Source organism: Lentzea sp. CA-135723, assembly GCF_050936595.1.
In the GTDB taxonomy this organism is placed as follows: Bacteria; Actinomycetota; Actinomycetes; order Mycobacteriales; family Pseudonocardiaceae; genus Lentzea.
Window position 1 is genome coordinate 1,936,205 of sequence record NZ_JBNJMK010000001.1, and the last position, 25,870, is coordinate 1,962,074.

The following is a 25,870-nucleotide window of genomic DNA, read 5'->3' on the forward strand; positions in this document are numbered from 1 at the left end:
GCAATCGCGGGACGCACCCGGCGGCGGCGGACAAGCGAACTTCAGCGTTCTGTAACAGTCCACAAAGGTCACGCCGCGAGCCAACCCCGGGGCGATTCGGGGCGTCGACATGGGTATGACCACGGACATGGGTGAGGGCCCCGGCGCACCGGGGCCCTCGTCGTGCGGATCGACGTGCCGGCGTGGCTACGGGGCCAGGTTCAGGCCCCACGTGTCGATGGTGCCCACGTCGGACGCCGCGAGGTCGCGGACGCGCAGCTTCCACGTGCCGTTCGCGGCCTCGCCCGCCAGGTTGACCGTGAAGGTGCGGTCGATGTTGTCGGCGGACCCGCCGGTGCGGTTGTGCAGCGTGTACGACGTGCCGTCCGGTGCGATCAGCGCGACCGTGAGGTCACCGATGTACGGGTGCACGATCCGCACCGTGACCACGGAGGACGCGGACGGCGTGGCGGAGCAGCCCGAGATGACGAGGTCGCTGTCGACCGCGGCACCCGCGTCCGGGATGGCCACGTCGTTCGGGTTGGTGCCGGTGCAGCTGCCACCACCGGTGCCCGTGACGGTCAGGTTGTAGGTCGTGGTGCGGTTCGCCGTGCCGGCCGCCGTGATCGTCACCGGGTAGGTGCCCGCCGCCGTGGCCGCGGTGGTGCTGATCGTCAGCGTCGAGCTCGATCCTGTTTGGACGGACGCGGGGCTGAACGAGGCCGTCGCGCCGGAGGGCAGTCCGGACGCGGACAGCTGCACGGTCTGCGCGGAGCCGCTCACCGTGGCCGTGCCGACCGTCGCGGAGACGGACGAGCCCGCCGCCACCGAACCGGACGCCGGCGACACCGAGACGGAGAAGTCCTGCGTCGGCGTTCCCGTGCCGACGGCGGACTTCCACAGGGTGTAGGCGATGCCGTCGACCGCGCGGTTGAGGTGGGTGTCGCTGATGTTCGCGGTCGTGTCGCACGACGAGTGGTAGCAGGGGTCGAACGCGGCGCCGGACGTGCCGCCCCACTTGGTCGCCTGGGCCGCGGTCTTGCGGGCGCTCGCGCCCATCGCGTAGCCGGACGCCGGGATGCCCGCGTTGGTGAAGGACGCGTCGTCGGACCGGTTGCGGCCCTCGGTGTTCTCCTCCGGCTGCAGGCCCAGCGAGTCCCAGTACGCCTTCATGTGCGTGGACTGGGTGCTGGTGATGTTGTTGATGAAGTAGCCGCCGTTGGTCGAGCCCACCATGTCGAAGTTGTGGTAGGTCTTGATCTTCGTGCGCTCGGCGGACGGCAGCTGCGAGACGTAGAAGCGGGAGCCGTTGAGGCCCTGCTCCTCGTCGGTCCACCAGCCGAAGCGGACCTTGTTGGCCATCGTCGGGTTGAGGCGGGCGAGGACGAGCGCGGTCTCCAGCAGCGCCGCCGAGCCGGAGCCGTTGTCGTTGATGCCGGGGCCCGCGGACACGCCGTCGAGGTGGGCGCCGAACATGTAGACGTTGTTCGCGTTGCCGCCCGGCCACTCCGCGATGACGTTCGGACCGGCGCCGCTGGTGCAGCCGCTCGTGCAGGGCTGTTCGGTGACGGTGTAGCCGGCCGCGGTGAGCTTGTCCTTCACGTACGCCACCGAGGCGCGGTAGCCGGCCGACGTCGACCGCCGGTTGCCGCCGTTCTGCGAGGCGATCGTGCCGAACTGCGCGAGGTGCGCCTTGACCGCGGCGATGTCGATGTCCGGGATCTGTGGGCCGGTGCCGCCGGTGACCGTCAACGTGTAGGTAGCGGTCTTCGTGGTGCTGCCCGCCGCTTGCACGGTGATCGGGTAGGTGCCGGACGAGATCGACGCCGTGGTGCTGATCGTGAGCGTCGAGTTCGAGCCCGTCTGGACGGACGACGGGCTGAACGACGCGGTCGCGCCGGCGGGCAGGCCGCTCGCGGTCAGGGCGACGTTCTGCGCCTGGCCGTTCGTGGTCTGCGTCTGCACGGTGGTGGAGGCGGACGACCCGGCGGCCACGGTGCCGGAGGTCGGTGACACGGCGACGGAGAAGTCGTTCGCGGGCGTCGAGCCGCCGAGGTTCAGCGTCCAGGCGTCGATCCGGCCGGTGTCGTTGTTGGCGTTGTCGTTGACGCGCAGCTTCCACGTGCCGTTCGACGTCTCGCCCGACAGGTTGACCGTGTAGGTCTGGTCGATGTTGTCCGCGGAACCGCCGGTGCGGTTGTGCAGGACGTACGCCGAGCCGTCCGGGGCGATGAGGCTGACCTGGAGGTCGCCGATGTAGGTGTGCACGATCTTCACCGGCACGGTGGCGGTCGCGGACGGCGCCGAGGCGCAGCCCTCGATGAGGATCGACGACTCGACGGTCGTGTTGTCGCCGATCGCGACGTCACCGTCGTTGGTGCCGGAGCACCCGGCCGCGAGCGCTGGGGTGGCAGGGAGGGCCAGCGCCGCGGTCACCAACGCCGTCATGGCCGTGGCGAGGAGGGATCTTCTTCTTCGCACTTGTCGGGCTCCTTCGCAGGGATCGCAGGGTCACGCGACCGTAGCCGTCGTTTCGGCGGGCGGCATCCGGTCGTTCGGATGGTTGTCGGCACGGTTCGCGCGCGGCTGTCCGTTTTCACTTTTAAGTCCCGGCTTCCGTTGCGCCATCAGAGGGATAGCGTCGGACGAACCCTGCACGAGGAGACAACGATGTCGCTCCCGATGCCCGACTTCGCCGACGTCCTGCGCGCGGCCGTGGTGGCGCGCGGGCTGTCCTTGGAACGGATCCGCTCGCACCTCGCCCGGCGCGGTGTCTCGGTCAGCCTGGCGACGTTGAGCTACTGGCAGACGGGCCGCAGCCGTCCCGAACGCCGTGCGTCGCTCACGGCCGTCGGGCATCTCGAAGAAGTGCTGGAGCTGGAGGCCGGTGCGTTGTCGTCGTTGTTGGCACCGGCGTTGCGCGGTTCGCGGCGGGTGGCTCGGCTTGGCGCGTTCTGGCCCGTGCCGTCCGTGATCGAGGACGTCGTCGGCGGTGTCGACACGCGCTGGGACTCGCGATTGACCCGGATCAGCCAGCACGACCGGGTGGCGGTGGCCGGGCGGGGTGAGCGGTCCTACGTGTCGCGGCAGGTGTTGCGGGCGGAGGAGGACGGGCCTGACCGGTGGGTGGTGATCCTGCACCTCGACGAGCACGACCGGGCGTTGCCCTCGATCCGGCCGCTGCACAACTGCCGGCTGGGGCGGGTGGTGACGCGGCCCGCCGACGGGCTGCTGGTGGCGGAGCTGCTGTTCCGGGCGCCGTTGCGGCGGGGGCAGACGGTGATCACCGAGCACTCGCTGGAGAACGCCGCGCCCTATCCCCTGGCGACGAACTACTCGCGCAAGTTCCGGCGGCCGGTGCACGAGTACGTGCTGGAGGTGACGTTCGACGTGCCGCCGCGGAGTGTTCGCCGGGTCGAGCAGGACGCCGAGGGCGGGCGGCGCAGCGCGGGCGTGCGGGTGGACGAGGGCGGGTCGGTGCTGGGGGTGGCGTTGAGGTTCGGGCCGGGTTCGTACGGGTTCGAGTGGACGTGGTGAGCGCCGGCGAGTGGGTGCGGCCGAACCTGGCGGGCCGCACCCACTCCCCTTCCCCTCTTCCCTAGACCGTGAGCGACCAGCTGCTCAGGACGCCCGTGTCACCGGGGCCGTTGTCCCCGATGCGCAGCGTCCACGTGCCGCTCGCGGCCTCCCCGGCACCGGGCACCACGGTGAACGTCCTGCCTGCCGCGAACGCGTGGCAGCTGTAGTTGCCGCCCGGCGTGCGCATCAGCGGGTAGGTGCGGCCGCTCGGGCCGACCAGGGTGACGTTGAGGTCCTCCTGGCAGGTGTGGGTGGCGTCCACCTTGACCGTGACAGGGTTGCCCGCGGCGCCGGTCGCGGTGGAGCGCAGCGGGCTGACGGCCACCTGGTAGTCGCGGATCGGGTAGTCCGTGTCGTTGGTGAACGTGCGGCCGCCGCCGGTGTTGCCGGACGTGCGCGCGGTGACCGCCGCGGACTGCTTCGACTGGTTGCCGGCGGCGTCCAGTGCCCTGACCGTGAAGGTGTACGAGGTGTCGGCGGTCAGGCCGGTGACGATCGCCGTGGTGCCGGTGGACGTGGCCGCGACGGTGGTGCCGTTGAGGACCTCGTAACCGGTGACGCCGACGTTGTCGGTCGAGGCGTCCCAGGCCAGGGACGCGCTGGAGGACGTCACGCCCGTCGAGCGCGGGTTGGCGGGGGCGCTGGGCGCCTCGGTGTCGGAGCCTCCGCCGCCGGTGACGAGGGTGAGGTTCCACTTGCGGAGCGCCTCGTTGACCGGCTGGAAGAGCGACATGTCGCCGTCGGTCGGGTTCTGCACGCACTTCGAGGGGCCGCCGTCGTGCAGGCCGACCGCCTTGTCGCCGAGGAGCCAGGCGCCGCCCGAGTCGCCGCCCAGCGAGCACGCGGTGGTCCAGATGAGGCCCTCGATGATCAGGCCGCCGCCGTAGTCCACGGCCTTGTTCGTGTACTTGACCTCGCCGCACTGCCACTTCGAGGTGTTGCCGGAGTGGCAGACGCGGTCGCCGACCATCGCCTCCGCCGAGCCCGTGACGGTGACGGCGGGCTGGCCCCAGGTGTTGACGGACGGGGACAGGGTCCAGTTGGCCTCGGTCACGGCCACGACGCCCATGTCGCCTTCGCGGGCGTTGACGCTGCGGGTGCCGCCGACGTTCGACGTGCCGATGCGGTTCTGCTGACCGGACTGGCCGTAGGCGGCCTGGTTCGCGTCGTTGGTGCAGTGGCCGGCGGTGAGGAAGTGCTTGCCACCACTCGAGTCCGTGGCGGGGAAGCCGATCGAGCAGTTCGACTCGGAACCGGGCCACCACGGGCTGCCGGGCTGCACGGTGCCGGCCTGTTGCCGTTGCTGGGACCGGGTTTCCACGACCTGCACGCCCGCGAGGCCGCGCACCTTCGCCAGGAACCGTTCGGTGGCCTCGGTCTTGCGGGTGGTGTTGACGGTGACGTCGACCTGGTTGTCGCGCACGTCGACGCCCCAGCCGAAGACGCCGGGCACGCCGTCGCCGATCTCCGACCGCACCCTGGCCAGCAGCCGGTCGAGGTCGGCGGCACTGCGTTGCACGACGACGGCGTTGGCGCCCTCGGACCGTGCGCGCTGGGCGGCCTGTTCGGACGGAACGGCGACGGTGAGCTTGCCGGACGCCGCGTCGAACCAGTGTCCGGCGAGCTGACCGCGCAGCTCGGAGGACAGGACCTGGAAACGCTGGTGTGCCTCGTTCTGCTGGGCCGTCGCGTCCGGTTGCTCGGCCACCGCGCTGGGCGCGACGGAAAGCGTCAGAACCGATCCGCACGCGGCAGCGATGATTTTGCTGCGCAATCGCATGAGTGGAACTCCTTCGCAGGCAGGGTGCGAAAACCGTATTCCGCGAAACCCGCGACCTGCGAATTTAACTTTTCGGTCCGAGGCCAGAGCACGAATGCTCCCGCGGCACCGGCCGCTGTCAAAGCACCGAGAACGACGAACGCCGTCGCAATGCCCGCGGCGCTGGCGACCCACCCGGCGAGCGGGTAGCAGAGCAGCCAGCAGACGTGCGACAGGGCGAAGTCCGCGGCGAACAACGCGGGCCGGTCAGGCCCCTCCGCCGCCCGCCGCAACAGCCGCGCGCCCGGTGTGAGAGCGAGCGAGCATCCCGCCCCGATCAACGCCCACAGCACCAGCAGCGCCGGCCAGTACCCGGCGAGGAACGCGCCCGCCCCCAGCACCCCTGCCAACGTCCCGGCCGCCCGCAGCACCACCGCTCGATCCGCGAACCGGTCGAGCAGCCGGGGCAACGCACAGGCCGCGACCAGCGACCCGATGCCGTTGGCGGCCAACGCGATCGCGACGTCGGACGCGTCCCGGCCGAGCCCGTCCCGCACGTGCGCCACGGTGTTCACGAAGACCATCGAGCCCGCCGCGGCCGCCGCGAAGTGCACCGCGAGCAACCCGCGCAGCCGAGGTGTCGCGAGGTAGAGCCGGATCCCGCGCGTGGTCGCTTCGTATCCCCTGCGCGGCAACACCTCCGGGCGTGGCACGACCGCGGACAGCACCAGCAACGCCGACGCGGCGAACCCGAGCGCCGTGCCCACGAACAACTCGTGGAAGCTCACCACCGTCAGCGCGGCGGCGGCGAGCGCGGGACTCGCCAGGCTCTCCAGGTCGTAGGCCATGCGGGACAACGTGATCGCGCGGGTGTAGTCCCGTTCGTCCGGCAGCACGTCCGGAATCGTCGCCTGGAACAACGGCGTGAACGCGGCCGATCCCGCCTGCAGCAGGAAGATCAGCAGGTAGACCTGCCACACCTCGCTCACCCACGGCAGCGACAGCGCCACCCCGGCCCGCACCAGGTCCAGCGTCACCAGCACCGCACGGCGAGGCAGGCAGCCGAGCACCGCCGTGGCCACGGGCGCGACGGCCACGTAGGCGATCATCTTGATCGCCAGCGCGGTGCCGAGCACCGCGCCCGCGTCCGCACCGGCGAGGTCGTAGGCGAGCAGACCGAGCGCGACGGTCGCCAGTCCCGTTCCGGTCAGCGCGACGACCTGGGCGCCGAACAGTGTCCGGTAAGCCGGATGACGCAGAACGGAAATCACGGCGCGAACTATAAGCACGACAATAGGTTTGCGTCGACGCTGCAACAGCCCAACACTGGCAACAGCAAAGGTCTCACATTTGATTATTCAGGGCGATAGGGTCGCATTGTGACCCCTTACGATTCCGTCGCGTCGCTCTACGCCGAACTGTTCGCGGACATGCTCGACACCCGCCCGCTCGACCGCGCGATGCTCGCGGCGTTCGCCGAGCTCACCGAGAACCCGGTCGCCGACCTCGGCTGCGGCCCCGGACACCTCACCGCGCACCTGAGGAGCCTCGGCCTGGACGCCTTCGGACTCGACCTCTCCCCCGAGATGATCGCCCTCGCCCGCAAGGCGCACCCGGACATCACGTTCGACGTCGGCACGATGGCCGCGCTGGACCTGGAGGACGGCGGCCTGGGCGGAATCCTGGCGAACTACTCGGTCATCCACATCCCGCCGCACGACCTGCCGAAGGTGTTCGCGGAGTTCCACCGGGTGCTCAGGCCGGGCGGGCACGCGCTGGTCGGGTTCTTCGTGGGCGACGACCCCGAACCGGTGGAGTTCGACCACAAGGTGACGCCCGCCTACCGCTGGTCGCCGTCCGGTCTGCTGGATTTGGCGCGCGAGGCCGGTTTCGCCGAGATCGGGCGAATGGTCCGGCAACCGATCGAAAGCGAACGTTTCCTTCAAGCGCAGTTGTTGATACGCAAGGCTTGAACGCCGGATCGTCCGTACACTCCGGACCGTGAACAAGGTCTTGGTGGCAGGGGCGAGCATCGCGGGACCGGCTCTCGCACACTGGTTGCACCGGCGAGGAGCCGAGGTGACCGTCGTGGAACGGGCGCCGGGCCTGCGGCCGGGCGGCCAGGCGGTCGACGCGCGTGGCGTCGCCAAGGACGCGATCCGGTTGATGGGCCTGGAGAAGCAGGTGCGTGCGGCCCGCACCGAGACGGCGGGCGCGCACACCGTGGACGCCGACGGCACGGTGCTGGAGACGTACCGCGCGGAGGACGACGGCGGCGACGGCTATATCGCCGACATCGAGATCCTGCGCGGCGACCTCTCCCAGCTCCTCTACGACGACACGCGCGACGGCGTCGAGTACGTCTTCGACGACCGGATCAGCGAACTCACCCAGGACGCGGACGGCGTGGACGTGACGTTCGCGAGCGGTGCCCGGCGCCGGTTCGACCTCGTGATCGGCGCCGACGGCCTGCACTCGTCGTTGCGCGCGATGGTCTTCGGCCCGCGCGAGAACTACGTCCGCCACCTCGGCCTGGTGCTCGCCTTCTACAGCGTGCCCAACGAGTTCGGCATCGACGGCTGGATGATCGACTACCAGGACCGCGACTCCGGCCGCACCGCGGGCCTCCGCCCGCTGAAGGACAAGGGCCAGGCGATGGCCATGATGTCGTTCCCGGCGGCCGACTTCGACGTCGACTTCCGCGACGTCGAGGCCCAGAAGCGCCTGCTGCGCGAGCAGATGGCGGGCATGGGCTGGGAGACCGAGCGCATCCTCGCGCACCTCGACGCCAGCCCGGACTTCTACCTCGACCAGGTAGCCCAGGTCATCATGCCCAGCTGGTCCGCCGGCCGGGTCGCGCTCATCGGCGACGCGGCGTCCAGCTCGTCACCGATGTCCGGCGGCGGCACGGGCCTCGCACTCGTCGGCGCCTACCTGCTCGCCGGCGAACTGGCCGCCGCGAACTGGAACCCGGAGGCGGGGTTCGCGGGCTACGAGACCCGCATGCGGTCGTTCGTGGAGGCCAACCAGGAGATCGGCCGCATGCACGTGCACAGCCTGCTGCCGCAGACCGAACCGGCGCCGGAGCCGGACATGGAGGCGTTCACGGCGCTGATCGACCGCGCGATCAACGGCGCCGAGCTCCCCGCCTACGAAGGCCTGCCGGACGCCCGTGCCTGATCGGCCCGAGATCGTCTGCCTCTGCGGGTCCGCCCGGTTCGTGGACGAACTGCGCGCGGCCAACCGGGAGCTGACGTTCGCCGGGGTCATCGTCGTCGCGCCGGGCGAGGCGGGCGAGGTGGTCACCGCCGAGCAGAAGGCCGTGCTGGACGCCCTGCACCTGCGCAAGATCGACCTGGCCGACCGCGTCCTGGTGGTCAACCCCGGCGGGTACGTCGGCGAGTCCACCGGGCGTGAGATCGCCTACGCCCGCGCCACCGGCAAGCCGGTCTCGTTCACCGAGCCCGGCCTCCCCGGCGACCGCGGCTAGCGGAACACCACCGTGCCGTTGCCGTTGAGCAGCACGCGGTGTTCGCAGTGCCACCGCACGGCCCGGGACAGCGCGAGCGCCTCCGCGTCCCGGCCCGCCGCGGTGAGGGCGCGCGGGTCGTACGAGTGGTCGACCCGCAGCACCTCCTGCTCGATGATCGGGCCCTCGTCGAGGTCCGGGGTGACGTAGTGGGCCGTGGCGCCCACGTACTTCACGCCCCGGTCGTAGGCCTGGTGGTACGGCTTCGCGCCCTTGAAGCCCGGCAGGAACGAGTGGTGGATGTTGATCACGCGGCCGGTCAGCTTCGCGCACAGGTCGTTGGACAGCACCTGCATGTAGCGGGCCAGCACGACCAGGTCGGCCTGGTACTCCTCGACCAGGTCGAGCAGGCGTTGCTCGGCGGCGTGCTTGGTGTCGGCGGTGTTCGGCACGTGCACGAAGTCGAGGCCGGCCGCCTCCGCCATCGGGCGCAGGTCCTCGTGGTTCGAGACGACGGCCGCGATCTCGCCGCCGAGACTGCCCGCTCGCCAGCGGAACAGCAGGTCGTTCAGGCAGTGCCCTGCCTTCGAGACCATGACGAGGACGCGCGGCGGGCGTTCGTCGTGCAGGTCGAAGTCCATCTCGAACTGCGTGGCGACGGCGGCGAACTCACCGGCCAACGAGTCGCGGTCCGTGCCGGCGCACGAGAACGCGGTGCGCAGGAACAGCTTGCCCCGCACGTCGTCGTCGAACTGCTGGTGCTGCACGATGTCGCAGCCGTGGTCGACCAGGAACGACGTCACGGCGTGCACGATGCCCGCCCGCTCGGGGCAGTTCAGGGTGAGGACGAACTGGGGCATCACGGCACCGCCAGGTACTCGGTGGCGGCGTCGGCCAGCCACGCGGCGAAGTACTCGGCGAACGAGGAGCGCACCAGGATCGTGTAGCCGTCGTCGTTCACCTGCAGGACGATCCCCGTTCGTGCGAGGAGCGTCTGCACGCAAGTGCGGCGGGGAGCCGCAGCCGGGTGCAGGTCCACGGAACATCCGTGAGCCAGCACGTCTCTCGCGCGCGGCCCTTGAAGGACCACGGTCGTGCGTTGAGCCGAAGTGTCCACAACGGACCCTCGGACGTCCTGGAGCGCTCCACGCAACACCTCCTCGATCGCGATCTGCAGGTCGGGCGAGGCCGTGACCAGGAACTCGTCCGGGCCGAGCCAGAGCACCTCCACCACACCGAACTGTCCGGTGCCCTCGGCAAAAGTGCAAGGAACAGAAGGGAAACGGACGCCGAGCGCTTCGCCCATCGCCGCGACGGCGTCCGGATCGGACACGCGGACGGTGAGCTGCGAGCGGAACGGCACCTCGGCGGCGTGCAGCGCGGGAGCGAGCGCCGCCAGCCGGTCGGTCCAGGCGGCGAGGGGACTAACCGTCACGACGGGCTCCTTCCTTGTCGTACAGCACGGATTCGGTGACGGTTACCGGCACGAGCGCGTCCTCGACGGGCACGTACAGGGTCTCGCCGATGCGTTCGTGGCCGGAGCGCACCAGCGCCAGCGCGAACGTGCGGCCCAGCGCCGCGCTCGGGTAGCTCGACGTGACGTGGCCGAGCATCCGCACCGGCGGTTCGGGCAGCCGGTCGGTCTCGACGATCTGCGACCCCTCCGGCAGCAGCACGGCCGGATCGACGGGCAGGAGCCCCACCAGCTGCTTGCGGTCCGAGCGGTTGTTCTCGGCGCGGGCGAACGACCGCTTGCCGATGAAGTCCGGCTTCTTCTTCGACACCGCCCACGACATGCCGAGGTCCTGCGGCGTGACCGTCGCGTCGGTCTCCTGGCCGATGATCGGGTAGCCCTTCTCGGCGCGCAGCACGTGCATGGTCTCGGTGCCGTACGGCGTGATCCCGAACGGCTCGCCGGCCTCCATCAACGCCTTCCACACCGTCAGGCCGTGCCAGCCGGTCACGTTGATCTCGTACGCGAGCTCACCGGAGAAGCTGATCCGGCACACCCGCGCCGGCACACCCGCGACCGTCGTGTCGTGCCAGGTCATGAACTCGAACGCCTCGTTCGACACGTCGAGGTCCGGAGCGACCAGAGCCAGCACGTCACGGGACTTCGGGCCCACCAGCGGGATCGTGGCCCAGTGCTCGGTGACCGAGGTGCAGTGCACGTCGAGGTGCGGCCACTCCGTCTGCAGCCACTCCTCCATCCAGTCGAGGATCTTCGCGGCGTTGCCGGTGGTGGTCGTGACGAGGTAGCGCTCCTCGCCGACCCTGATCACCGTCCCGTCGTCGATCACCATGCCGTCCACGCCGCACATGACGCCGTAGCGGATCTTGCCGACCTTCAACGTGCTCATCAGGTTGGTGTAGAGCATGTCCAGGAACTTCCCGGCGTCCTTGCCCTGCACGTCGATCTTCCCGAGCGTCGACCCGTCCATCATGCCGACGCTCTCGCGCGTGGCCTTGCACTCGCGCAGCACGGCCGCGTGCAGGTCCTCACCGGGCCGCGGGTAGTACCAGGGCCGCTTCCACTGCCCGACGTTCTCGAACAACGCCCCGTGCTCCACGTGCCACGGGTGGATCGAGGTGACGCGGACGGGGTCGTGCAGGTCGCCGCGGTCCCGCCCGGCCAGCGCGGCGAACGACACCGAGGTGAACGGCGGCCGGAACGTCGTGGGCCGCTGCTCCCCCAGCTCCACGCCGAGCGCCTCGGCGACGATGCCGGCGGCGATCATGCCGGACGTCTTGCCCTGGTCGTGCGCGGTGCCGATGGTCGTGTACCGCTTGATGTGCTCCAACGACCGCAGCCCGGCGCCGGTCGCCCGCAGCACGTCGGCCACGGTCGAGTCGCGTTGCAGGTCGACGAAGCTGGTGTCGTCGGAGCCAGGCACGCGCCACAGCACCAGGCCGGAGCGGGCGGTGCAGCGGGAGTCGGAGGCCGGTAGTGGCACCTGGCCACCGGACGTGAACCCGGCTGCTCGGGCCGCTTCGGCGCCGGCGTCACGGCCCTGGCGGGTGCATCCGGTGAGGTCGAGCTCGCCGGTCGCGGAACCGGCGACGCGCACGGTGTCGAGCGTTTCGCCGGGGACGAAGGCGCCGAGTTCGGCGTCGTAGCGGAGGGTGCCGCGGGCCTGGCTGAACAGGCTGACGACCGGGTTCCAGCCGCCGGACACGAGCAGTGCGTCGCACGCGATCCGTTCGTCTCCGACGAGAACGGCCTCGACCCGGGAGGACCCTTCCGTTCCGGTGACGAACTGCCCGGCGCGGACCTCGATCCCCCGCGCCGCGCACTCCGTCGACAGCCGCGCCGGAGCCTCCGCCCGTGCGTCCACGATCAACGCGATGTCCACACCGGACTCCGCGAGGTCGATCGCCGCGCAGTAGGCCGAGTCGTTGGTCGTGAACACCACCGCCCGAGACCCCGGCAGCACCCCGTAGCGGTGCAGGAACGTCCGCGCCGACGAGGCCAGCATGATCCCGGGCCGGTCGTTGTCCGCGAACACCACGGGCCGTTCGTGCGCACCGGTCGCGAGCACCGTCTGCCGCGTGCGAATCCGCCACACCCGTTGCCGCGCAACAGCAGCAGGCGCCGCAAACCCAAGGTGGTCGGTGCGCTTCTGCAACGCCAGCACGAACCCGTCCTGGTACATCCCGAACGCCGTGGTCCGTTCCAGCACCAGCACACCGGGCGTCGACTTCAGCTCCGCCACGACGTCCGCGACCCACTCGCCGGACGGCCGGTCGTCCAGGTACTCGTCCACGCCCAGCAACGCGCCGCCGGCCTGGTTCTGCTCGTCCACCAGCACCACGCGGGCACCGGCACGGGCCGCCGTCAACGCCGCCACCAGGCCGGCGGGCCCGGCACCGACCACGAGGACGTCGCAGTGCTCGTGCTTGGCGTCGTACCGCGCCGGGTCGGGGTCAGCGGACAACCGCCCCTGACCCGACAACCCGCGCGCCACCAGGCCGTCGTACAGCTCGACGGTCGTGGCCAGGAGCATCGGTTCGGAGAACGGCGCCTCGACCTGGACCAGCGAGGTCGGGTCTTCGGAGCCCGCCGCCACGACACCGCGCGGACGGCCGAGCTTCACGCTGCTGCCGAGCGAGTGCACGCCGTTGGCCAGCAACGCGGACGCCAGGGTGTCGCCGGGGTGCCCGGTGTACGAGACGCCGTCGAAGGTGAAGTGCAGCAGGGTGTTCCGGTCGATCGAGCCACCGGTCGGGGTGCGGAAGGTCATGCGGTCACCTCGGGCATCGGCTCGCCCACGCGGTAGACGGCCAGCAGGTCGTGGGTGCGGGTGTCGCGGACGGCGTTGAACCAGCGGCGGCACCCGGCGTTGTGGCTCCAGCGCTCGGCGAACGGCCCGCTCGGGTTCTCCCGGAAGAACACGTACTGGGCCCACTCCTCGTCGCTCAGCGCGGACGGGTCCTCGGGGTACGCGACGTGGGCCTGGCCGCCGTAGTGGAACTCGGCCTCCTCGCGCGGGCCGCACCACGGACACGGGATGAGCTGCATCGCAAGTCTCCTAGTGGGCCACGGCGGCGGCGCCGTGCTCGTCGACGAGGGCGCCGGAGGTGAAGCGCTCCAAGGTGAACGGCTCGTTGTACGGGTGCGGCTTGTCGTGGGCGATGGTGTGCGCGAAGCAGTCGCCGACGCCCGGTGTGGCCTTGAAGCCGCCGGTTCCCCAGCCGCAGTTCAGGTACAGGCCACCGACAGGGGTGAGTCCCACGATCGGCGACGCGTCCGGGCTGACGTCCACGATGCCCGCCCACGTCCGCAGCAGGTGCGCCCGCGCGAACACCGGGAACAGCTCCAGTGCCGCGGCCATCTGCTGTTCGATGATGTGGAACGAACCCCGTTGCCCGTAACCGTTGTAGCTGTCGATGCCCGCACCCATCACCAGTTCGCCCTTGTGCGCCTGGGAGACGTAGACGTGCACGGCGTTCGACATGACCACGGTCGGGTGCACCGGCTCCAGCAGCTCGGACACCAGGGCCTGCAACGGGTGCGACGCCAGCGGCAGCCGCAGGCCGACCATCTTCGCGAGCACCGAACTGTGCCCGGCCGCGCACAACGCGACGCGCCCCGCGGCGATCTTGCCGCGACTCGTCTGCACGGCGGCGATCCGGCCGTCGACCGTCTCCAGCCCGGTGACCTCGCAGTTCTGGATGAGGTCGACGCCCATCGCGTGCGCCGCCCGCGCGTAGCCCCACGCCACGTAGTCGTGCTTCGCGATACCCGCGCGCGGCTGGTACGTCGCGCCGAGCACCGGGTAGCGGACGTCCGGCGAGGTGTTGACGATCGGGCAGATCTCCTGGACCCCGGCCGGATCCACCCACTCGGCGTCGATGCCGTTGAGCCGGTTCGCGTTGACCCGCCGGATGCTGTCGCGCACGTCCTGCAGGCTGTGCGCGAGGTTCAGCACACCGCGCTGGTCGAACAGGATCGGGTAACCGAGGTCCTCCTCCAGGCCCTCCCACAGCTTCAGGGAGTGCTCGTAGATGCCGGAGCTCTCGTCCCACAGGTAGTTCGACCGGATGATCGTGGTGTTGCGGGCCATGTTGCCGCCCGCGAGCCAGCCCTTCTCCAGCACCGCGACGTTCGTGATGCCGTGCACCTTCGCGAGGTAGTAGGCGGTGGCCAGGCCGTGCCCACCCCCGCCGACCACCACGACGTCGTAGGACGCCTTCGGTTCCGGGTTGTCCCACAGGAACTCCGGGTGCTCGGGCAGGTGCGCTCCGGGCGGGCTGGTCATCGCGAGGCCTCCAGTGACACCATCTGGTCGACTCCTGATATATCAGTCTGTGCGTTACAGTAGGTCACATGAACGCACGGGTCAACGACGTTCCGGCGGCCATCTCACTCACCGAGCAGGCGTATGCGGTGCTGCGAGATCGCCTGGTCATGCTGGAGATCAAGCCCGGCGAGCCCATCAACGAGGACAGGCTGCGCACCGAGCTCGGCGTCGGCCGCACCCCGATCCGCGAGGCGTTGAAACGGCTCGAGCAGGAACGCCTCGTCGTCGCCTTCCCGCGCCGCGGCACGTTCGCCACCGACGTGAACATCTCCGACCTCTCGCACATCTCCGAGGTGCGCAGGACGCTGGAACCCCTCGCCGCCGCAGCCGCAGCCGAACGCGCCACGGGCGAGGACCGCGCCAGGCTCACGGACCTCCGCTCGCAGCTCGACACGACGCCGACGGGCAGCAACACGGAGCTGCTGCGCGCCGACGTCGGCGTCCACCGCGCCATCTACGGGTGCGTGCACAACCCGTTCCTGGAAGACACCCTGATCTCCTACGACAACCTGGCGACGCGGATCTGGTGCGTCTTCCTGCCCAGGCTGTCCGGCATGGCCGGTCACGTCGACGAGCACGTGCCCCTCCTGACGGCGATCATCGACGGTGACGCGAAGAAGGCGGGCGAGCTAGCTTCGCAGCACGTCGTCGGTTTCGAGCGGGCGATCCGGGCGTTGATCTAGGGGCGTGGCTCAGAACGCTGCCGGCGTATTCGTGGTCAGACGGGTGCATCGTGGTGCCGCCCCCACGTCCTCGTACTGGTTGTACGGGGGCGTGGGGGCGGTGCCGCGAGGCACCCTGCTGGGCGCGGATTCGTCGCCAGCGTTCTGAGTCACTCCCCTAGCACGAGAGGGTCGCTGCGCAGGTCCTTCACCAGCGCCACGCAGGCCACGACCATGACCAGCCCGAACGGCGCGGCGGCGATGATCGTGAGGTTCTGCAACCCGGTCAGCGCGGTCGCCCCTCCCCCGCCGACCAGCAGCATCACCGCGGCGACACCACCGGTCGCGACGCCCCAGAACACCACCAGCCGGCGGTGAGGTTCGCCGTCTCCGCGCTGCGACAGGGTGCCCATCACCAAAGAAGCCGCGTCGGCACCGGAGACGAAGAAGATCGCCACGAGCACCATCACGACCACCCCGGCGACGGCGGCCAGCGGGAACTGGTCGAGCACCCCGAACAACTGGGACTCGGCGTTCGCGGCGCCTGCCAGGTCGACCCCTGAGCGCTGCACCGAGATCGCGGTGCCACCCATGATCGAGAACCAGACCAGGCTCACCACCGAGGGCACCAGGATCACGCCCTTGACGAACTGCTTGATCGTGCGGCCGCGCGAGATCCGGGCGATGAACATGCCGACGAACGGCGTCCACGAGATCCACCACGCCCAGTAGAAGATCGTCCACCCGGACAGCCACGTCTCCATGGCGTTCCCGCCGGTCCCCGCCGACCGGGACACCATCTCGCCCATGTCGCGGAAGTAGTCACCCACCGCGGCCGGAATCAGGTTGAGGATCAGCACCGTCGGACCGACCAGGAACACGAACACCGCGAGCACGGTCGCCAGCACCATGTTGATGTTCGACAGCCACTGGATCCCCTTGGCCACACCCGAAACAGCCGAAGCAACGAACGCCACCGTCAGCACCGCGATGATGCCGATCAGCACGCCCACACCGGGGTTCTCGCGCACGAACCCGCCCGCCTTCAGCCCGCTGCCGATCTGCAACGCGCCGAGCCCGAGCGAGGCGGCCGACCCGAAGAGCGTCGCGAAGATCGCCAGGACGTCGATCAGCCGTCCCAGCGGCTTCTCCGACACGTGGTCGCCGAACAGGGGCGCGAACACGGCGCTGATCAGCTGCTTGCGGCCGCGCCGGAACGTGCCGTAGGCGATGGCGAGCCCGACGACCGCGTAGATCGACCACGGGTGGATCGCCCAGTGGAAGAGCGAGGTCGCCATCGCGACGTCGATCGCCGCGTCCGTGCCGCCCTCGACCGAGCCCGGCGGCGGTTTCACGAAGTGCGCCAGCGGTTCCGCGACGCCGTAGAACATCAGCCCGATGCCCATGCCCGCGCTGAACATCATCGCGACCCAAGAGATCGTGCGGAACTCCGGCCGCTCGCCGTCCTGGCCGAGCGGGATCCGGCCGTACTTGCTGAACGCGAGCCACAGGGCGAAGATCACGAACCCCGTGGCCGCGGTCAGGAAGGCCCAGCCGGTGTTGCGGATGACCCAGCCCAGCACCGCCGTGGAGACGGTGCTGAGGCTGTTCGTGCCGATGATGCCCCACGCCAGGAACGCGGCGGCCACGACCGCGGAGACCGTGAAGACGACGCGGTCGGTGTGGGATCTCGTGGTGGGTAGGAACGTCGGTTCGGACAAGACAACCACCTCTTCGTTGAGTTGGTCTTCTAAGCTCCGGTCCCCCTGATCAGCTTCTGCTGCACCCAGTCGTGGAACTCGCCGATGTGGTGCTCGGACGGCACCAGCACCCCGCCGTTGCGGTACGCGCGCGACGACATCGCGGGCTGACACCGTTCGCACGCCTCGAAGTCCTGCTCGTTGACGCGGTGGAACAGCTCCACCGACCGCGAGACGTCCTTGCCGGTCGCGACGACGTCCTTGGCGTAGAGCCAGTCGCACTCGACGATCGTGCGGTCGGCGGCCAGCGGGAACATCCGGTGGATGATCACGTGGTCCGGCACCAGGTTGATGAACACCTGCGGCCGCACGGTGATCGCGTAGTACCGGCGCTCCTGGTCGGACGCGACGCCGGGCAGGTCCTCGAAGCCCTCGCTGCCGTCGATCGTGAAGCCCTTGATCTCCTCGCCGAACACCGCGCCGTGCCCGACGTAGTACTGCGCCGCGTAGCCGTCGGCGAACTCCGGCAGCACCTCGGTGAGCTCGGGGTGGATCGTGGCGCAGTGGTAGCACTCCATGAAGTTCTCGATGATGAGCTTCCAGTTGGCCTTGACGTCGTAGGCGATCCGCTTCCCCAGGCCGAGCTCGCTGACCTGGTAGTTGCCGATCGCGTCGAGGTTGCCGAGGCGTTCGCGGACGTCGCGCTGCACGGTCTCCTCGAACGACGTGGGCTCGTCGGCCAGCGACACCCAGGCGTAGCCGAGCCATTCGCGCAGGTGCACGGTCTTGAGGCCGTACTCGACGCGGTCGACGTCCGGCATCGACGTGAGGTTGGGCGCGGCGACCAGCTTGCCGTCCAGGCCGTAGGTCCAGGCGTGGTACGGGCACTGGAAGTTGCGCTTGACCGTGCCGGACTCCTCGACGCAGAGCTTCGCGCCGCGGTGCCGGCAGATGTTGAGGAACGCGCGCAGCGCGCCGTCCCGCGAGCGGGTGACCAGCACGCTCTCGCGTCCGATCTGGACGGTGCGGAAGTTGCCCGCGTCCGGCAGGTCGGCGCTCCTGACCGCGCAGAACCACATCTGCTCGAAGATGTTCTGCTGTTCCAGCTCGAAGATCGCCGGGTCGGTGTAGGTGTGGCCGGGCAGCGTGGGGATGAGGCTCGACGGCAGTTCGGTCTGGGTCATGAACGGATCCGCTTCATCTCGGGGTCGAACAGCGGTTCCGCCGCCACGACCGCTGCGACACGTGCACCGAAGTACTCGATCTCGACCTGCGTGCCCTCGGCGGCGACCTCGGCGGGCAGCCAGGCGTAGGCGATGTTCTTCCCGATCGAGTAGCCACGAGCGGCGCTGGTGACGTACCCGACCGGAACCCCTTGCGCGAACACCGGTTCCGACCCCATGACGACCTGGAAGTCGTCGTCGATCAGCAGGCAGGTCAGCTTGCGCGTCGCGGTCTCCTCGGACCTGCCTTCCAGGGCCTTGCGGCCGTGGAAGTAGCCCTTGTTCATCCGGACGGCGAACCCGAGTCCCGCCTCGAACGGGTCGTGCTCGGTGGTCACGTCCGTGCCCCACGAGCGGTAGCCCTTCTCCAGCCGCATGCTGGTGAACGCGCTGCGGCCGGCCGCGATGACACCGTGCTCCTGCCCGGCCTCCCACAGCGTGTCCCACAGCCGCGCGCCCATGTCGGCGGTCGTGTACAGCTCCCAGCCGAGCTCGCCGACGTACGACAGCCGCATCGCGGTGACCGGCACCTCGCCGATGAACGCCTCCTGGGCCTTGAAGTAGCCCATCGCGCCGTGCGAGAAGTCGGTCTTCGTCAGCGGCTGCAACAGGTTGCGCGCTTCCGGTCCCCACAGGCCGATGCAGCACGTGCCCGGCGTGATGTCGGTGATGTGCACACCGCCGTTGGGCGGCAGGCGGCGGTGCAGCCAGTCGAGGTCGAGCGGGCCGTTCGCGCCGACCTGGAACCGGTGCTCGCCGAGCCTGGCGATGGTCAGGTCGCTGCGCACGCCGCCGTCCTCGTTGAGCAGCAACGTGTACACGACCGCGCCGGGTTTGCGGTCGAGCTGGTTGGTGGTCATGGTCTGCAGGAACGGCAACGCCTCCGGCCCGCTGACCTCCAGCCGCTTCAACGCCGTCATGTCGAACATCGCGACGCGCTTGCGCGCCACCAGGGCCTCGGCGCCGGCGATCGGCGACCAGAACCTCGACGCCCACTCGTTGCGTCCGGGGATCTCCGCGACCTCGGGCAGTGATGCGTTGGCCTCGTACCAGTGCGGCCGTTCCCAACCGGAGGCCTCCAGGAACACCGCGCCGAGCTCCTTCTGCCGCTCGTAGAACGGGCTGGTGCGCAGCGGTCGCGGCTTCTCGGCCGGTTGCAGCGGGTGCAGGATGTCGTAGACCTCGACGAACGCCCGGCAGCTGCGTTCGTGCACGTAGCCGGGCGAGCGCTGGGCGACCTCGAACCGGTTGAGGTCGCAGCCGTGCAGGTCGATCTTGGGCTGGCCGTCGACCAGCCACTCGGCCATGGCCTTCGCGACACCGGCGGAGTGCGTGATCCACACGGCCTCGGCGACCCAGAACCCTTGCAGGCCGGGGTGTTCACCGAGCAACGGGTTGCCGTCGGGCGTGAACGAGAACAGGCCGTTGATGCCCTCCTCGACCTTGGAGTCGCCGAGGACGGGCAGCAGGTCGACCGCCGCGTCCCACGAGGTCTCGAAGTCCTCCGGGGTGAACGCGATCTCCGACGGCATGGTCGGCGCGACGTCGAAGTCGAGGATGTCGTCGGCGTCGATCGGCATGGGCCGGTGCCCGTAGGCGCCGATGCCGATCCGGTCGACGTGCTCGCGGAAGTAGAGGTCCGCGTCCTGGTGGCGCAGCAACGGCGTCGACATCTCGGACAGCTCGGTGTTCCTGCCCTGCAACGCGGGCAGCGGCGCCGTCTTCGCGTACTGGTGTGCCATCGGGACGAGCGGGATGTCGAGGTCGACCATCCGGCCGATCCGCGGTCCCCACATGCCGACGCACGACACGACGACGTCGGCGGCGAAGGTGTCCTTCTCGGTGACGACGGCCGTGACGCGCCTGCCGTTGCGTTCGACGCCGGTGACCTTCTGGTGCTGCAGGAACTTCGCACCCCGGTCCATCGCCCGCCTGGCCTGGGCCTCGGCCGCCCTGAGGGGTTTCGCGAGGCCGTCGGACGGGATGTGGAAACCGCCGAGGATCTTGGCCGGGTCGAGCAGCGGGTGCAGCCGCGCGCACTCCTCGGGGTCGCGCAGGAAGCTCTCGACGCCCCACGCCGTCGCCCAGCCGTGGCGCCGTTTGATGTCGGTCCACCGCTCCGGCGTCGTGGCGACCTCAAGGCCGCCGACCTGCTGGAAGCACCACCGGTCGTCCAGCGTCATCGCGGTGTACTTCTCGACGGTGTACTTGGCGAACGACGTCATCGTCTTGCACCCGGTGGTCTGGAAGACCAGGCCGGGCGCGTGCGAGCTGGACCCGCCGGTGGCGAACAACGGCCCCTGCTCCAGCACGGTGACGTCGGTCCACCCGCGCGCGGTCAGCTCGTCGGCGAGCGCGCACCCGACGATGCCCGCGCCGATCAGCACCACTCTCGGCTGAGTCACAGGACCACCACCGAACGCAGCACGCGGCCGTGGTGCATGTCCTCGAACGCCTTCTCGACGTCCCCGAGCCCGATCGTCTCGGACACGAACGCGCCGAGGTCGAGGCGCCCCTGCAGGTACAGGTCGATCAGCATCGGGAAGTCCCTGCTCGGCAGGCAGTCGCCGTACCAGGACGACTTCACCGCGCCGCCGCGACTGAACACGTCGATCAGCGGCAGTTCGAGCTTCATGTCCGGCGTCGGCACGCCGACCAGCACGGCGAGCCCGGCGTGGTCCCGCGCGTAGAAGGCCTGCTGGAACGTCTCGGGCCGCCCGACCGCGTCGATCACGACGTCCGCGCCGTTGCCGTCCGTCAGCTCCCGGATCGCCTCGACGACGTCCCGCTCCTTGCCGTTGATCGTGTGCGTGGCCCCGAACTTCTCGGCCCACTCCAGCTTCGCCGGGTCGAGGTCCACCGCGATGATCGTGCGCGCGCCGGCGAGCCGTGCCCCCGCGATCGCCGCGTCCCCGACGCCGCCGCACCCGAGCACCGCGACGCTGTCACCGCGGCTCACGCCACCGGTGTTGATCGCGGCCCCGATGCCCGCCATCACCCCGCACCCGAGCAGCCCGGCGACCTCGGCCGGCGCCTGGGGGTTCACCTTGGTGCACTGTCCACTGTGCACCAAGGTCTTCTCCGCGAACGCCCCGATGCCCAGCGCGGGCGACAACGGCGTGCCGTCCTGCAACGTCATGGGCTGGGCCGCGTTGTGCGTGTTGAAGCAGTACTGCGGCCTTCCTCGCAGGCACGACCGGCACGCCCCGCACACCGCCCGCCAGTTGAGGATCACGAAGTCGCCGGGTGCGAGGTCCGCGACGCCGTCTCCGACCGCCTCGACGATCCCTGCCGCCTCGTGCCCGAGCAGGAACGGGAACTCGTCGTTGATCCCGCCCTCCCGGTAGTGCAGGTCCGTGTGGCAGACCCCGCACGCCTGCACCTTCACCAGCGCCTCGCCAGGCCCGGGGTCGGGCACCAGAATCGTCTCGACCGAGACCTTGGCCCCACGCCCCGCCGCCACGACACCGTTCACCGCATGCATTCGTCCGCTCCCGTCAGAGGTGGGGGTAGAGGGGGTTCTTGGCGGCCAGCGCGGCAACGCGGCCAGCGAGCGCCTCCGCGTCGAACACGGGCTTGAGCGCGGCCGCGATGACGTCCGCGACCTCGACGAAGTCTTCGGCCGTGAACCCCCGCGCCGCCAGCGCGGGCGTACCGATCCGCAACCCGGACGTGATCATCGGCGGCCGCGGGTCGAACGGCACCGCGTTCCGGTTGACCGTGATCCCGATGCCGTGCAACCGGTCCTCGGCCTGCTTGCCGTCCAAAGCGGACTCGACCAGGTCCACCAGCACCAGGTGCACGTCCGTGCCGCCGGTCAGCACCTTCACCCCGGCCTCGGCGCAGTCCTCGCGCATCAACCGCTCGGCCAACACCCTCGCGCCGTCCAGCACCCGCTGCTGCCGTTCCCGGAACGCCTCACCGGCCGCGACCTTGAACGCCACCGCCTTGGCCGCGATGACGTGCTGCAACGGCCCACCCTGCTGCCCGGGAAAGACGGTGGAGTCGACCTTCTTGGCCAACTCCTGTTTCGAGAGGATCACCCCGCCCCGAGGCCCACCGAGCGTCTTGTGCGTGGTCGTCGTGACCAGATCCGCGAACGGCACCGGACTCGGATGCACCCCGGCCGCCACCAGCCCGGCGAAGTGAGCCATGTCCACCATGAGCTTCGCGCCCACCAGATCGGCGATCCGCCGGAACTCCGCGAAGTCGAGCTGCCGCGGGTACGCCGACCACCCCGCGATGATCAGCTTGGGCCGCGCCTCCACCGCCAGCCGCTCGACCTCACCCATGTCCACCCGCCCCGACGCGGCGTCGACGTGGTAGGCCACCACGTTGTAGAGCCGCCCGGAGAAGTTGATGCGCATGCCGTGCGTCAAATGCCCGCCGTGCGCCAGATCCAGCCCCATGATCGTGTCGCCGGGCGACAACACAGCCGCCATGGCAGCCGCATTGGCCTGCGCCCCCGAATGGGGCTGCACGTTGGCGTGCTCGGCCCCGAACAACGCCTTGACCCGCTCGATCGCCAGCGCCTCAACAACATCAACGTGCTCGCAGCCGCCGTAGTACCGGCGCCCCGGATACCCCTCGGCGTACTTGTTGGTCAGCACGGACCCCTGCGCCTGCAACACGGCGACGGGCGCGAAGTTCTCGGAGGCGATCATCTCCAACGTCGACTGCTGCCTCAGCAACTCGGCGCGGATCTCAGCGGCGACCTCGGGATCGAGCTCGTCGATGCCCAGATCGAGGTCTGTGGTGGTGGGAACGGAGAGTGACACGGGCCAACCCTTCCGAGCGAGTTCCGTAATACGCAACCTGGTTCGCATTATGCAACTGCAGCGCGCATCACGGTGAGACCAGCCGCCCGCGTTGTCAAGACCTAGTCGCACGGACGGAGGCACCGCTGGCCTGCCCGAACGGACTCAAAGGGACAGGCGGGCAAAGGGATTCGGGCACGACGAGGGCGACCGGCACGGGCGCCGACAGGCGGGCGCGGGTGGCAGACAGGCGGGATGTGGGGTGCGGCGGCGGTGACGCGAGGCGAAGAAGGAGAGCGGAACGGGGCAGAGCGGGACGAGGTGCGAGGCGGGGCGGGACGCGGCGGAGCAGGGCAGGACGCGGCGGAGCAGGGCAGGACGCGGCGGAGCGCGGCGGAGCAGGGCAGGACGCGGCGGAGCGCGGCGGAGCGCGGCGGAGCGCGGCGGAGCGCGGCGGAGCGCGGCGGAGCGCGGCGGAGCGCGGCGGAGCGCGGCGGAGCGGGTAGGGCAAGACGGGTCAAGGATGGCTTTAGGGCCTGGCGAAGCCGAAGGCGAGCCCGACCGAGCGCGCGCTCAGGGCAATGGCGCAGCCGAGCCCGGCCAAGACCCAACGCAATGCCGAAGGCGAGGCGTCCTTCCCTCGACGCGCCGTGCAAGCGGTATCGGTGACGTGCCCTCTCAACTCAGCCACGCACGCGAAGAGATTGGGGCTTGACTTTGGGTGCGAGGTGCTACCACTTGTGGCTCGGCCGGGCGCTTTTCAGCCCGGCCTTTTCCGGTCCGTCCAGCGCCTCGCAAGGGCCCCGAAGTCAAGCCCCAATCTCTATCGACGCGAAGCGGCGATGAAACGACCCGGCTCGTCAAAGTCTTTGCACCTCAACGCAACCACCGCAAAAGGCGACATCCACTCAAGCCACCGCATGCCCCATCCGAGCCGACAGATCCCGGGAAGCCACCCTCAACTCCTCCACGATCTCCGGCATCCGAGTCTGCGACAACCGATAAGCCGGCCCAGCCGCGCTGATAGCAGCCACCACATCCCCACCAGCCCCGAAAACCGGCACCGCAACCGCGTGCAGCCCAGCCTCCAACTCCTCCATGCAGGTGGCGAACCCGTCCTCGGCAGTCCGCCGCAGAACCCGCCTCAACCGCCCAGGATCCGTAATCGTCCGAGGCGCACAGGCCACCAACTCCAAAGCCAGCAACCGGTCCTGCTCGGAATCCGAGGCCGCAGCCAGCAGAACCTTGCCGCTGGAAGTCGCGTGCAACGGAGTCCGCTGCCCCACCCAGTTCTGCGCGGCGACAGCAGACCCACCCCGAGCCTGCGAAACGTTCAACGCCACATCCCCGTCCAGCACGGCGATGTTGACCGTCTCCCCCAACCGGTCGGCGAGCTCGACGCAAACCGGTCCGCCGACCCGCACGTAGTCGATGGGTCCGGACACGGCGCCGGCGAACCGGAGCATTCCCAGCCCGATCCGGAACGGGCCGCGCTCACCGTCCTGCTCGACCAGTTCCCGGGCCTGCAGCGTGTACACGAGTCTGGACGCCGAGGACTTGTGCACGCCGAGTTCGGCGGCGATCTCGGTGATGCCCGCCTCGCCGTTGCGGGCCAGCAGTTCCAGGACGGTCACCGCCCGATCGACCGATTGCACGAGCGCCGGGTCGCGCCCTTCCCCGTTGTTGCCCATTGCGCAACGGTATCCGATTGGCGCAACAGTGTCCGGTTCCCGCGATCACCCGCTGAGGTTCTTGACGGCCTTCATGATCCTGAGTCATTCTCGCTGTTGCGTATCGCACGCCCAGTTCCGTAATACGCAACGGAGGGTTCGGACATGATCACCGCCTGCACCGTCGAGGACCTGCCGCCCGGTGAGTCCGTGCGCATCGAGGGCGATCCCGCCATCGCGGTCTTCAACGCCGACGGCGAGTTCTACGCGATCGACGACACGTGCACGCACCAGGACGCCTCGCTCTCCGAGGGCTGGCTGGAAGGCTGCTTCGTCGAGTGCCCGTTGCACGCCGCGAGTTTCGACCTGCGCACGGGCGTCCCGACCTGCCTGCCGGCCAAGCGGGCGGTGCGCACGTACCCCGTCGTCGTGCAGGACGGCGTGGTCTACGTCGACACGGGCAGCCGCGAAGCCGTCGCCTGACCCAAAAGGCTCACAGGCAGTCGATCAAGGCCGCGGCCCGCTGTTCCAGGTGCGGCCTGACGTCGTAGCCGGTGAAGATCCACGGTGAGCGCTTCTCCATGCCCGCCAGCACCATCTCGCCCACCTCGTCCACGCTCGGGCCGCTGCCCAGGAACGCCGCGACGGCCGGCACGAGGTCGGACCGCAGGCCCACCGAGGCGTGCGCCGCGCGCGTGTTCTCGACGATGCCCGTCGCCACCGGTCCCGGGCAGAGCACGCTGACGTCGACGCCGCGCTCCACCACGTTGAGCCGCAACGACTCCGACAGGCCGACGACCGCGAACTTCGACGTCGCGTACAGGAGGTTCGGGTCGGACACGAGACCGGCGGCCGAGGCCGTGTTCACGACGTAGCCGGAGCCGCGCGCGAGCATCTGCGGCAGGAACGTCTGCACGCCGTTGATCACGCCGGTCAGGTTCACGGCCATCGCCAGGTCCCACTTCTCGAACGTCAGCGCGTCGACGGACGAGTGCGGCACGATGCCCGCGTTGTTGAACAACAGGTCGACGGGCCCGACCGCAGCAGCGACGGCGGCGAACGCCGGACGGTCACGCACGTCGAGCAGGTACGTCGAGGCACCCAGCTCCGCGCCTGCCTCCTCCAGTGCCGACGACGACACGTCGGCCAACGCCAGCCGCACTCCCCGCCGGGCCAACGCACGCGCGATGCCCAGGCCGATCCCCCGCGCACCTCCGGTGATGAACGCCGTCGACCCTGCCCAGTCCCTCATCGAGCCTCCTCTATGTCAG

At 69.9% G+C, this 25,870-nt stretch carries 21 protein-coding genes; 6 read left to right on the forward strand and 15 right to left on the reverse strand.

Annotation, left to right across the window (positions count from 1 at the left end; genetic code table 11):
- Positions 1-186 precede the first annotated feature (186 nt).
- The gene (locus ACQEU1_RS08435) at positions 187-2,460 is read right to left on the reverse strand and encodes a proprotein convertase P-domain-containing protein (RefSeq protein WP_433198005.1); all 2,274 of its coding nucleotides are present in this window, start codon (positions 2,458-2,460) and stop codon (positions 187-189) included.
- A gap of 189 nt (positions 2,461-2,649) precedes the next feature.
- Between ACQEU1_RS08435 and ACQEU1_RS08440 the strand changes: the two genes are divergently transcribed.
- Positions 2,650-3,516 (forward strand): XRE family transcriptional regulator, encoded by an 867-nt coding sequence (locus ACQEU1_RS08440; protein WP_433198007.1) that lies wholly within the window; start codon positions 2,650-2,652, stop codon positions 3,514-3,516.
- A 61-nt stretch (positions 3,517-3,577) separates the two neighbouring features.
- On the opposite strand, the gene ACQEU1_RS08445 is transcribed toward ACQEU1_RS08440, so the two are convergent.
- Positions 3,578-5,338 (reverse strand): proprotein convertase P-domain-containing protein, encoded by a 1,761-nt coding sequence (locus tag ACQEU1_RS08445; protein ID WP_433198009.1) that lies wholly within the window; start codon positions 5,336-5,338, stop codon positions 3,578-3,580.
- The gene (locus ACQEU1_RS08450; RefSeq protein ID WP_433198011.1) at positions 5,290-6,588 is read right to left on the reverse strand and encodes an MFS transporter; all 1,299 of its coding nucleotides are present in this window, start codon (positions 6,586-6,588) and stop codon (positions 5,290-5,292) included. Before ACQEU1_RS08450 ends, ACQEU1_RS08445 begins: the two co-directional genes overlap by 49 nt.
- A 159-nt stretch (positions 6,589-6,747) precedes the next feature.
- On the opposite strand from ACQEU1_RS08450, the gene ACQEU1_RS08455 reads away from it, so the two are divergent.
- From ACQEU1_RS08455 to ACQEU1_RS08465, 3 genes are read left to right on the forward strand one after another with little or no spacing between them, the layout of a single operon-like run.
- Positions 6,748-7,290: a class I SAM-dependent methyltransferase gene (locus tag ACQEU1_RS08455; protein ID WP_433211392.1), complete on the forward strand. Its 543-nt coding sequence runs from the start codon at positions 6,748-6,750 to the stop codon at positions 7,288-7,290.
- 28 nt (positions 7,291-7,318) lie between these two features.
- Positions 7,319-8,497 carry an FAD-dependent monooxygenase gene (locus tag ACQEU1_RS08460; RefSeq protein WP_433198013.1) on the forward strand — a complete coding sequence of 393 codons (1,179 nt, stop codon included), beginning with the start codon at positions 7,319-7,321 and terminating at the stop codon, positions 8,495-8,497.
- Positions 8,490-8,807 (forward strand): hypothetical protein, encoded by a 318-nt coding sequence (locus tag ACQEU1_RS08465; protein ID WP_433198015.1) that lies wholly within the window; start codon positions 8,490-8,492, stop codon positions 8,805-8,807. Before ACQEU1_RS08460 ends, ACQEU1_RS08465 begins: the two co-directional genes overlap by 8 nt.
- On the opposite strand, the gene purU is transcribed toward ACQEU1_RS08465, so the two are convergent.
- From purU to ACQEU1_RS08490, 5 genes are read right to left on the reverse strand one after another with little or no spacing between them, the layout of a single operon-like run.
- Positions 8,804-9,646: a formyltetrahydrofolate deformylase gene (purU, locus tag ACQEU1_RS08470; protein WP_433198017.1), complete on the reverse strand. Its 843-nt coding sequence runs from the start codon at positions 9,644-9,646 to the stop codon at positions 8,804-8,806. The two genes, ACQEU1_RS08465 and purU, sit on opposite strands and share 4 nt — an antisense overlap.
- Complete coding sequence (locus tag ACQEU1_RS08475) at positions 9,646-10,221, reverse strand: sarcosine oxidase subunit gamma (RefSeq protein ID WP_433198019.1); 576 nt, start codon at positions 10,219-10,221, stop codon at positions 9,646-9,648. The genes purU and ACQEU1_RS08475 overlap by 1 nt, the downstream gene beginning before the upstream one ends.
- Positions 10,211-13,027: a 2Fe-2S iron-sulfur cluster-binding protein gene (locus ACQEU1_RS08480; protein WP_433198021.1), complete on the reverse strand. Its 2,817-nt coding sequence runs from the start codon at positions 13,025-13,027 to the stop codon at positions 10,211-10,213. Before ACQEU1_RS08480 ends, ACQEU1_RS08475 begins: the two co-directional genes overlap by 11 nt.
- Entirely contained in the window at positions 13,024-13,305 is a 282-nt protein-coding gene (locus ACQEU1_RS08485; RefSeq protein WP_382445240.1) for a sarcosine oxidase subunit delta, read from the reverse strand. The genes ACQEU1_RS08480 and ACQEU1_RS08485 overlap by 4 nt, the downstream gene beginning before the upstream one ends.
- 10 nt (positions 13,306-13,315) lie before the next feature.
- Complete coding sequence (locus tag ACQEU1_RS08490) at positions 13,316-14,545, reverse strand: sarcosine oxidase subunit beta family protein (protein ID WP_433198023.1); 1,230 nt, start codon at positions 14,543-14,545, stop codon at positions 13,316-13,318.
- 68 nt (positions 14,546-14,613) lie between these two features.
- On the opposite strand from ACQEU1_RS08490, the gene ACQEU1_RS08495 reads away from it, so the two are divergent.
- Positions 14,614-15,270: a GntR family transcriptional regulator gene (locus ACQEU1_RS08495; RefSeq protein ID WP_433198025.1), complete on the forward strand. Its 657-nt coding sequence runs from the start codon at positions 14,614-14,616 to the stop codon at positions 15,268-15,270.
- A 149-nt stretch (positions 15,271-15,419) separates the two neighbouring features.
- Here ACQEU1_RS08495 and ACQEU1_RS08500 read toward each other — a convergent pair whose 3' ends face one another.
- The 6 genes from ACQEU1_RS08500 to ACQEU1_RS08525 form a co-directional block, all read right to left on the reverse strand.
- Positions 15,420-16,979: a BCCT family transporter gene (locus ACQEU1_RS08500; protein WP_433198027.1), complete on the reverse strand. Its 1,560-nt coding sequence runs from the start codon at positions 16,977-16,979 to the stop codon at positions 15,420-15,422.
- A gap of 20 nt (positions 16,980-16,999) precedes the next feature.
- Positions 17,000-18,133 carry an aromatic ring-hydroxylating oxygenase subunit alpha gene (locus tag ACQEU1_RS08505; RefSeq protein ID WP_433198029.1) on the reverse strand — a complete coding sequence of 378 codons (1,134 nt, stop codon included), beginning with the start codon at positions 18,131-18,133 and terminating at the stop codon, positions 17,000-17,002.
- The gene (locus tag ACQEU1_RS08510) at positions 18,130-20,577 is read right to left on the reverse strand and encodes a GcvT family protein (RefSeq protein WP_433198031.1); all 2,448 of its coding nucleotides are present in this window, start codon (positions 20,575-20,577) and stop codon (positions 18,130-18,132) included. The genes ACQEU1_RS08505 and ACQEU1_RS08510 overlap by 4 nt, the downstream gene beginning before the upstream one ends.
- On the reverse strand, positions 20,574-21,656 hold the full coding sequence (locus tag ACQEU1_RS08515; RefSeq protein WP_433198033.1) for an S-(hydroxymethyl)mycothiol dehydrogenase: 1,083 nt from the start codon (positions 21,654-21,656) through the stop codon (positions 20,574-20,576). Before ACQEU1_RS08515 ends, ACQEU1_RS08510 begins: the two co-directional genes overlap by 4 nt.
- A 13-nt stretch (positions 21,657-21,669) precedes the next feature.
- On the reverse strand, positions 21,670-22,950 hold the full coding sequence (gene glyA, locus ACQEU1_RS08520) for a serine hydroxymethyltransferase (RefSeq protein ID WP_433198035.1): 1,281 nt from the start codon (positions 22,948-22,950) through the stop codon (positions 21,670-21,672).
- Between the two features lie 887 nt (positions 22,951-23,837).
- Positions 23,838-24,620: an IclR family transcriptional regulator gene (locus ACQEU1_RS08525; RefSeq protein WP_433198037.1), complete on the reverse strand. Its 783-nt coding sequence runs from the start codon at positions 24,618-24,620 to the stop codon at positions 23,838-23,840.
- A gap of 144 nt (positions 24,621-24,764) precedes the next feature.
- Here ACQEU1_RS08525 and ACQEU1_RS08530 point away from each other — a divergent pair, with 144 nt between their 5' ends.
- Positions 24,765-25,082, forward strand: coding sequence for a bifunctional 3-phenylpropionate/cinnamic acid dioxygenase ferredoxin subunit (locus ACQEU1_RS08530; protein WP_433198039.1), 318 nt, complete (start codon positions 24,765-24,767; stop codon positions 25,080-25,082).
- A 10-nt stretch (positions 25,083-25,092) separates the two neighbouring features.
- Here the strand turns inward: ACQEU1_RS08530 and ACQEU1_RS08535 are convergent, their stop codons facing one another.
- Positions 25,093-25,851: an SDR family oxidoreductase gene (locus ACQEU1_RS08535; RefSeq protein ID WP_433198041.1), complete on the reverse strand. Its 759-nt coding sequence runs from the start codon at positions 25,849-25,851 to the stop codon at positions 25,093-25,095.
- Between the last annotated feature and the right edge of the window lie 19 nt (positions 25,852-25,870).